The 9088-nt window shown below is 42.9% G+C and carries 8 protein-coding genes; all 8 read right to left on the reverse strand.

Features of this window, described 5'->3' with window-relative positions; all coding sequences use genetic code 11:
* Window positions 1-238: 238 nt before the first annotated feature.
* Window positions 239-1570, reverse strand: coding sequence for a hypothetical protein (locus QT973_RS11690; RefSeq protein ID WP_333391365.1), 1332 nt, complete (start codon window positions 1568-1570; stop codon window positions 239-241).
* Window positions 1571-1576: 6 nt separating this feature from the next.
* Window positions 1577-2902, reverse strand: a complete 1326-nt coding sequence (locus QT973_RS11695; protein ID WP_333260608.1) for a hypothetical protein — start codon at window positions 2900-2902, stop codon at window positions 1577-1579.
* A 13-nt stretch (window positions 2903-2915) separates the two neighbouring features.
* Window positions 2916-4148: an SGNH/GDSL hydrolase family protein gene (locus QT973_RS11700; RefSeq protein WP_333053592.1), complete on the reverse strand. Its 1233-nt coding sequence runs from the start codon at window positions 4146-4148 to the stop codon at window positions 2916-2918.
* Window positions 4149-4152: 4 nt separating this feature from the next.
* Window positions 4153-4317, reverse strand: a complete 165-nt coding sequence (locus tag QT973_RS11705) for a DUF5989 family protein (protein WP_190657062.1) — start codon at window positions 4315-4317, stop codon at window positions 4153-4155.
* On the reverse strand, window positions 4318-4725 hold the full coding sequence (locus tag QT973_RS11710; protein ID WP_333053591.1) for an SxtJ family membrane protein: 408 nt from the start codon (window positions 4723-4725) through the stop codon (window positions 4318-4320).
* A gap of 124 nt (window positions 4726-4849) precedes the next feature.
* Window positions 4850-6826 (reverse strand): carbamoyltransferase, encoded by a 1977-nt coding sequence (locus QT973_RS11715; RefSeq protein ID WP_333053590.1) that lies wholly within the window; start codon window positions 6824-6826, stop codon window positions 4850-4852.
* Window positions 6827-6995: 169 nt separating this feature from the next.
* Window positions 6996-7481 carry a hypothetical protein gene (locus QT973_RS11720; RefSeq protein WP_333053589.1) on the reverse strand — a complete coding sequence of 162 codons (486 nt, stop codon included), beginning with the start codon at window positions 7479-7481 and terminating at the stop codon, window positions 6996-6998.
* A 322-nt stretch (window positions 7482-7803) separates the two neighbouring features.
* Entirely contained in the window at window positions 7804-8724 is a 921-nt protein-coding gene (locus tag QT973_RS11725; RefSeq protein ID WP_333053588.1) for an NAD(+) kinase, read from the reverse strand.
* Window positions 8725-9088 lie beyond the last annotated feature (364 nt).

Here is a 9088-nt window from a genome sequence, read left to right on the forward strand (position 1 = left end):
TAGGGGCGGGTTCACCAACCATCATCGCCGGAAACAAACAATCTCAAAAACCCGCCCCCACCCAACGATAAATCATCACCTACATTTAGGAATTAAATATAAATATCAGGTTGATGTGAATTATTGGTGAGTGAGTGGGGCGGGTTTTTATATATTGTTGGTTATCATTATATATTGTTGGTGAACCCGCCCCTACGAGTTCGCCAATTGTACAATAACGAATCAACCAGACATAATATCACTTCTTGTTTTTTCTTTCATCTTTCCGCAAAGATTCCAGAATAGAACTGCCCACATAATTGCTAAAAACTACCTCTCCAGCTTGATTGTAGTGGCAGCAGCTATCTACATAAACTGCCTCTTTAGTCTTGTCAAAAACATTGACAGCATTCACTAGATTGATCTTATTTTTTTCCAAATTAGGAAACTTCTTGAAAAGAGCCGGATATCCAATTTGCACAGCTTTAGCATAAGGAGTATCCTTATTAAAAGCAATCTGCTTTTCGGATTCACTAAACACCCTTTTCGTCTGATAATATTGATTAGGCTGAAGAACATGAAAATAAGGCACATTACTAGCAGACAGAACTTTGTGCATAAAAATTGAACTTTTTACCCAATTCTGGGCCATTTGTTCAAAAGCGGCTGAATCCGGTAAAACTGACTTATTAGTATTGATATAAATAACGCTGCCGCCGTCATCTTTTTTTTGTGTAGTCCGTTCTTGTTCAAACTTAATAACATCGGTTTTATAGTTATTAACTAAATTTTGAACGTAAACAGAAGTCAAAGCATCGCACGCAGCTAAAGAGCAGTTTTGCAAACGTTCCAAACCCTGACTAATCCTAGCTTTATTTTCTTGGATTCTGATAGTTGCTTTCATCGCTTTTGTAGAAAGGCTATTATTCGCCAAGCTAGTCAGCGGCAAAATGTGCTGAATACTTGGCATTGTCAAATCGACTTGATTTTTATTGTTTAAGTTAGAAAGTGCTACTTCATTAAAACCATCTATATTGACTACCAGATCCAGTTCTTGCCCTAAAGCCAAAAAATAGTTTAGAATTAATAATTGCTGGGGTTGTTTGTAGCCTCCGGTAGCAAAAGACAAAATTACAAATTCTTTATCTTTCAAACCCGGAAGCTGCTTGAGGTATTGAGGCAAAATTTTGTTTTGAACTTCAAATACTGCATAATTAGAAGCCACAGAACCGCCAAAAACTCCGATAATAAATTGATTTTTCTTGGTTTTTTTCAAAGGGTAATCATAAGGAGAGATAAATCCGTAGTTGTTAACCTTAAAACCAGGGCGAAAATCGGGGCCTGGTTGTTGAATAAATCCAAAAAAAGGATGAAACCTTTCAACAATAGACTGATTCAGCCGCACTCCTTCTAAATTAATTCCTAAATCTGACTTGTTTTGCACCTTTTCTCTAGCATAGAAAAATTGCTTGTGCTTGAGAAAATACCATCCCAAGGAACCGACTTCGAGGAAAACCAGTAAAAGCGCTAAGTTAATCAAAGTTATCTTGAGGAATTCTTGCCCTCTTTTGAGAAATTTTAAATTTTTCATAAACCTCTATTTCGATTCTCTTACTACTTTAATAATAGAACTAGAAACATAGTTTGCCAATAGTTCGTCTCCGACTGAATTATAGTGGCAGCAGGCATCTTTGTAAACCGTTTCTTTGGTATTGTCTAAAATATTCACTGCACTAAAAATATTAACCCCAGCTTTTTGCAAATCATCGACTTTGGACAACAACACCGGATAACCTTTTTTCACTCCTTCAATGTAGGGACTCTCTTTGTTAATCGCGATTTCGTTTTCCTTGGCGGTAAACGCTCGCTGAGTGGGATAATACTGGTTGGGCTGGATAAAGTGAAAATACTTAATTTTTCTACTTGATAAAATTTGATTCATGCCGATCGACGATTGATACCACATCGATGCCATTTTCTCAAAAGCAGCGGCGTCCTGCAAAACAAAGTCAGCTTTGGGAATGTAGACTATACCGCTATTTGCCGTGTCGGAGTTGGATTGTTTTACTTGTGAATCGTACTTGACAACTGCTTGCTGGTAATTGTTGACTAATTGTTTCACCTGTAGCGAGGTGACAGCGTGACACAAAGCAAGTTGACAAGTTTGCAATTTGTCAATACCTGCTTTTAATTGTTTTTTGTTTTCGTTAATTTGCACGATCGAGCTCATCGCTTCCGGCGACAAGTTGTTGTTGGCTAAACCAGTCAGAGGCTGTATGTGCTGAACGCTGGGCATTCCTATTTCTACTTGGGCTTTGTTGTTTAAATTTGACAGCGCTACTTCGTTAAAACCATCAATATTGATGACTAAATCTAATTCTTGACCCAAAGCCAGAAAGTAATTTAAAATCAATAATTGTTGGGGCTGTTTGTAGCCGCCATTCCCAAAATTTAAAACAATAATTTCCTTGTTGGCAAATTCTGGATAAGTTTTCAATTTGTTAGACAATCTGCGAGTTACGTATTCATCGACTGCAAAATTATTCGCAACTGAACCGCCAAAAACTCCGATGATAACTTGATTTTTATTAGTTTTAATAAACGGATATTCGTAAAGTGAAAAAAAGCCGTGTTTGTTGACTTTTAACTTTAATTTTTCATTGGTGAAAGCACCTTGTTTGAGTACATAGCCAAAAAGTGGGTGCAGTCTTTCTACGATAGATTCATCAAGTCTAATGCCGATCCTTTCAATATCTTCTACTACTTTTTCTTTGGCTTTAGTTCTGGTATAAAAAAACTGTTTTTGGTTGAGAAAATAAAAAGCTAGGGACAAAGCTTCCAGAGAAATAAAGGCGATCGCCAAATTAACCGCGATTATACTTAATATATTTTTGCCTTTTTTCAGCGCCGTTGAATCTTTCATGAAATTTGACTGATTACGGTTGTTTTTTGGGGAATTGAGACTGCTTCAAATTTTCGCACAAATTGCGGTTAATCAGGATACTAGCCAGTCGGTGTCCGAGTTCATTCCAGTGACCCCCACAGGGTACAGAATTATCAAAACCGTGGGCGCAGACTTGATATTTTTCAGTATAACCTTGAAACTGTTCGGATAAATTCAGTACCCGAAAACCCTCGCGCGCGCCCAATTTTTCCAGCCGCCTATCGGGATAAAACAAATCCTGAATGTTGTTCTTTTTCGTAAAATCTTTTCGCATCTTGGCATCCCGTTCAACTTGGATCGGATCGCCGATCGTCACAAGCAAGAACTCAGCATTTTTCTGCACGACTTCATTCCGCATCGTCACTATCAAACCCTCTGTCACCCTCCAAGCCTCTTCCCAAGCTGCATTCTCAGGTTCCTTGAGGTTTTTGGTACTTAAAGTGGTAAAATCCTCAGATAACTCGCGCTTTTTCCTTTCTAAGTCTACTTTTTTAATGACCTGCAAAATGCGCGAATTTTTGACTATCAAACTGGGCATTCGGTCTACGAAGGAAACTGCTCTTTCGTTGCGATCGATCGGCGCCAGATTGCGAAAAGACATATCCGGTACTAGCTTGCCGCTAGCATCGTAAGCAAAAAATGGTCGGTAGCGATCGTATTCTAATTGTGGCGAATTGTTAATTATATCATTCCCAATAAAAAAGGCAAGAATTACAATGTCAGGACTGTAATCCCACACTTTTTCTCGCAGCATTATCAATTCTTGAGCAGTACCGTAGCCCTGCACCCCGAAATTCATTACCTCAACATTTTTGCGTCCCTTAACAGCTTCGCAGTTGCCTAACTTGCGTTCCAATTTTGACCAGAAAGTTTGTTCGACAGGTACGTGAATTGCTTCGGTGAAAGAATCGCCCAAAACCGCAACGCGCAAAGTATTTGGAGGTTTTACTTTTGTATGTTCACGATCGCGCAAACCCTCGCTATTCACCTGCACAAAACTCGCACCTTCCCCATTCCACTCCCCCGACGCACCAGGTTTCAGCTTCCAGCCCAAATTCGGATCGGAAGTGTGAAAACGAGTTGGCGCCGAGTCTACGAAATCTCCTATTTTGGGATAGCCTTCAATCCTGGCTACCCGCAATCCAATTTCACCAATTACCACCCCCATCAATAAACCGCCGAGTGTCAAACCCAAATTGACACCCAAATTTTTCAACTTGCTCATTATTTCAAAACAGCGTGTAAATAAATGGAGCAATCACAGAACCCTGACTCAATACAATCAAAGCTCCCAAAAAAACTAAAGTCACAATGAGCGGCAACAGCCAATACTTTTGACGTTCTTTCATAAACGCCCACAAATCTTTGAGAAAGTCTAAAGTTGCTTCAAACACTTAAAAAGGACGCTCCATACTAACTTTTGTTCTTGCTTTACTTGGGACGCGGTAAGTATCCATTTTAGGATTGAGTTTTCGCCGCATGGCATCTTCGCCGAAAATGTTTTTGATCGCTCCCATCGGCCAAACTATCAGGTAAAAAACTATCCCTAGGACGATCGGCGTTTCGATTTTGTTAAGAATAATTCCAAAGCGCATCCACGCGTGATAAACGGGATTAAGCGATTTCGGCGCCACCAATGCTAGCAGCACCATCACTCCGCAGATTGCCCAAGGCCACCAAGGTAGAGAATGCCGCCGCAGTAAAGGTACTGCTAAACCGAACAGCACTGCAATCAAGCCGCCAATTAGCAGCCCGAAATCGCGCAAGCCTTTTTTGTCGAGTTTTTTAATTTCGTCGCTCATGGGGAAGAAGGAAGAAGGAAGAAGGAAGAAGGAAGAAGGAAGAGGGAAGAAAGAAGAAGGAAGAAGGAAGAATGACAATTGCCAACTAACAACTCACAACTGCCCACTGCCAACTTACTAATAATTAATCTAGTTCAAATTCATTTTTCCAAGCATCATCTTGTTTCCAAGGAATTTGTTCTGACTTGGGAAGCAAGTAATTTTCCAAAACCAGATAGTCCATTTCGGTTCGCATGAAACAGCGGTAAGCATCCTCTGGAGTGCAAACAATGGGTTCGCCTCGGACGTTGAAAGAAGTATTTACCACAATAGAACAGCCCGATCGCTTTTCAAAATGGCTGATTAAGTCATAGTAGCGAGGATTGGTTTCTTTGTGAACAGTTTGAATGCGAGCCGAGTAATCGACGTGGGTGACAGCCGGAATTTCCGATCGCGGAATGTTGAGCTTTTCAATGCCAAACAACTGCTCTTGTTCCGCAGTCATGGGAATGCGGAGACTGGATTTGACAGGTGCTACCAATAGCATATAAGGGCTAGAATGGTCAATCTCGAAATAATCCGCAACTCGTTCGGCTAAGATTGACGGAGCAAAAGGTCGAAAAGATTCCCGATATTTAATTTTCAGGTTCATCACGGACTGCATTTTAGCACTGCGGGGATCGCCAATAATCGATCGACCGCCCAGAGCCCGCGGCCCAAATTCCATCCGCCCCTGGAACCATCCCACCACATTTCCCTGTTCCAAAATTTCCGCCAACTGCGGCATTAATTCGGCATCATCTAATCGATGATAGCTAGCTTTGACAGCATCCAAATATTCGAGAATTTCTGCGTCAGTAAACCTTGGGCCCAAATATGAGCCCCGCATTTGATCGTGACAAGTTAAATGAGCAACCGACTTCGCCACAGTTGCCACCGCTGGGTTGGCAGTGAGAACTTCCGTCCTCTCCTCAACCGCTGCGTTTGTAGTGATAAGTTCAGTTTTGAGGGCTTCTCTACTATTTGCTGTCGAGTTCGCGCTCACAGTGCGAGTTTGTTCGCAATACTGATACCAAATCGCCAAAGCCGCGCCCAAAGCACCGCCAGCATCTCCTGCTGCCGGCTGAATCCAAATATCTTTGAAAATACCTTCCCGCAAGAGTCTGCCGTTAGCAACACAGTTGAGAGCAACGCCGCCGGCCATACAAAGATAATCAACATCCAATTCTTTTTTAACTGTTCTGCACAGTCGCAAAACAACTTCTTCGGTAACAACTTGAATGGAAGCTGCAATGTCCATTTCTCGCTGAGTCAATTTTCCTTCAGCTTGACGCGGCGGCCCTTCAAACAGTTCGTCAAACTTCTTGTTTGTCATGGTTAAGCCAACTGTATAGTTGAAATAATCCATGTTCAAACGAAAAGTTCCGTCATCTTTGAGGTCGATTAAATAGTTGAGAATCTTGTCTACATACTTGGGTTCGCCATAAGGAGCTAAACCCATGAGTTTGTATTCGCCAGAGTTGACTTTGAAGCCTGTGTAATAGGTGAAAGCTGAATAAAGCAAACCCAAGGAGTGGGGAAAATCGATTTCCCACTGAGGTGTAAGTTGGTTCCCATCTCCCAACCAAACTGAGGTTGTTGCCCACTCGCCCACGCCGTCGAGGCACAAAACGGCTGCTTTTTGAAACGGGCTGGGGAAAAATGCGGATGCTGCGTGGGATTGGTGGTGTTCGGTAAATAGCAGAGATGGCAGTTTATTTGTTTTGCAGTTTGCTATTGCTGCCAGATCTCTTTTGAGCATGGTTTTGAGGTAAAGCTTTTCTTTGAGCCATATCGGCATGGCGGCTAGGAAAGAGCGAAAACCTTGGGGTGCGTAGGCTAAATAGGTTTCGAGAAGGCGCTCGAATTTGACTAAAGGTTTGTCGTAAAAGACTATTCGATCGAGCTCCCGCAAATCTATGTTCGCTTCTTTCAAGCAATAAACGATCGCATTCTTAGGGAATCTGGCGTCATGCTTTTTGCGGGAAAATCTTTCTTCCTGCGCTGCTGCTATAATTTCTCCGTCGCGAATTAAGGCTGCGGCGCTGTCGTGATAGTACGCCGAGATTCCAAGTATGTTCATCGCTCTCCTCACAAATCGCAATGCGTTTGCTTTTGACTATTTAGAATAGCTAACGATTATAGCTGCTTCAGTGCTGATTGGGAATTTAATTTTGCGATCGCCTCTAATTTTACCTGGATCGATGTCGGTGGGAAGCCCTCGGACGATCGGCTGTTAGACAGCATTTAAGTTAGCGCCGGCTTATCCTGCGCCCCCAAGCTCTGAAGTAAGTTACCACCGGGAATTGATAAAATTCACCTACCAACCACAGCACAATGCCTAAATGGGACAAAAAAGCTAAGCCTGTCCAAGCTAGGGGCAGCCACGACAACCTGCTGCCGGGAACCGGGGGAAAATAGTAAGCTGAAAGTCCCAGCAAGGTAGTGGGAAGGAAAATTAGACCAATAGCCGCTGCCCAGTAGGGCCATCCGAATTCTACGCCTTCGAGGTGGGCTCCTATCCACTGTTTGCCGTTCCAGTGCCAAGTTACGGGCGGTTGGCGATCGGCCATTTGGAGCGATTGTCTTTCAACGCTTGCGGTATAAATGTGCTGGCAGAAGTTGCAAGCTAGGGCGTCCATCATCGGCATGGTAGAAATTTGACCGGTGCGGCACACGGGACAGGGATATGTATCTTGAGGGTTGAAAGGTCGGGTTGATTTTTTGAAAATCTGCATAGATCAGGCTGTTTGTCAAGATATTGAGCGATCTTAACAGAGTTTTGTCTGTAGATTATGGGTTGGGTAAGGTGGGTTTTGCCTGTAAAATAGCATCCTGTAGGGGGGGTTTTACGAATAATATTTAATGACCGCCAACCATCTATATAAACCCGCCCCCACACTAATAACCCAGATCAACCTTTCTTTCGCTCGAAGCATAAAAATGTAAATTGCGATTTATCGCCTTGTGGGGGCGGGTTTATGAGATTATTGATTTTAGGCAAATATTGTTGGTAAAACCCGCCCCTACAGATTAATGATTAATGGTCGATGATTGGGATTAATTGCGGTGATTGTTGCTGTACCGAATTCTGGCTCCTGCCCAGTGAAGTTTTTCCCTCAAAGTGTTGAAATAAGAATAGTTTTCCCGCAAAATGATAAACTTGGCTTCGCAGTCCGCCCTCCGCACGTCTACGCGGTGTCCTGGCCAAATTGCAGTACCTAAAACCCCGTCTGTCCAGAGTTTGGTACTGAGTTCGTAATCTGCTAAAGGCCAAATGCTGACGACTGAACCGGGCGGGAGGACGATCGCCCGACTGGATAAACTCAAAGGGCAAATTGGAGTAACGGCGATCGCCTCCATTCCTGAGTGCATTATCGGCCCGTTGGCAGATGCAGTGTAGCAAGTCGAACCGGTGGGAGTTGCCACAATTAAACCGTCGCCTTGATATTGATCGACTACTTCGCCGTCAACTTCCATTTCTAGAATACAGCTCGGCATTCGATCGGCTGAAGCAGGTTTGACACACATTTCATTTAGTGCCAAAAATCGATCGCTTTGGGGTTCGAGATTGGTTCTGTTTCCCTCAAAAACTGTTGCCTGCAACATCATCCGCGTCTGCACAGCATACCTATCTTCCGCAAGTCTGTCCCAAATCTCCTCAGTCTTTTGGAAATCCTCAAAAGACTCGGTTAAAAAACCCAGATGTCCCCCCACATTCGCTGCCAAAATCGGGATGCCGTCAGCCGCCAAATTCCGCGCTGCAGCTAGGGCCGTACCGTCGCCCCCCAGAACTACCGCTAAATCAATTGGGGTATTACTAGAAGCTAAAAACACCGGATACGGGTTATCTTTCGGGCCACTGGGCCCCATTAAAACCTGACACCCGCGACTTTCTAATTGGCGGGCACATTGTTCTGCCCACCTCTGGCTGAGGGTATCTCTGGCTTTGTGGGCGATAATTACTTGTTTTAGTTGCACAACCTATCGATTTTAGATTTTAGATTTTAGATTTTAGATTTTTAGATTTTAGACTGAATTGCCGCGACCGGGACGATCGCACTGTACATCGATTTTAGATTTTAGATTTTAGATTTTAGATGATTAGATTTTAAACTGAATTGCCGCGACCGGGACGATCGCAGTGCACATCGATTTTAGATTTTAGATTTGAGATTTTAGATTTTTAGATTTTAGACTGAATTGCCGCGACCGGGACGATCGCAGTGCACATCGATTTTAGATTTTAGATTTGAGATTTTAGATTTTTAGATTTTAGACTGAATTGCCGCCACCGGGACGATCGCAGTGCACATCGATTTTAGATTTGAGATTTGGGATTTTA

It is taken from the genome of Microcoleus sp. Z1_A1 (assembly GCF_036700305.1).
GTDB lineage: Bacteria > Cyanobacteriota > Cyanobacteriia > Cyanobacteriales > Microcoleaceae > Microcoleus.

Excerpts from the sequence above, each read along its gene's own strand:
- QT973_RS11720 (WP_333053589.1), bottom strand. The coding sequence starts at position 7,481 with ATGCAGATTTTCAAAAAATCAACCCGACCTTTCAACCCTCAAGATACA.
- QT973_RS11690 (WP_333391365.1), bottom strand. The coding sequence starts at position 1,570 with ATGAAAAATTTAAAATTTCTCAAAAGAGGGCAAGAATTCCTCAAGATA.
- QT973_RS11715 (WP_333053590.1), bottom strand. The coding sequence starts at position 6,826 with ATGAACATACTTGGAATCTCGGCGTACTATCACGACAGCGCCGCAGCC.
- QT973_RS11710 (WP_333053591.1), bottom strand. The coding sequence starts at position 4,725 with ATGAGCGACGAAATTAAAAAACTCGACAAAAAAGGCTTGCGCGATTTC.
- QT973_RS11700 (WP_333053592.1), bottom strand. The coding sequence starts at position 4,148 with ATGAGCAAGTTGAAAAATTTGGGTGTCAATTTGGGTTTGACACTCGGC.
- QT973_RS11695 (WP_333260608.1), bottom strand. The coding sequence starts at position 2,902 with ATGAAAGATTCAACGGCGCTGAAAAAAGGCAAAAATATATTAAGTATA.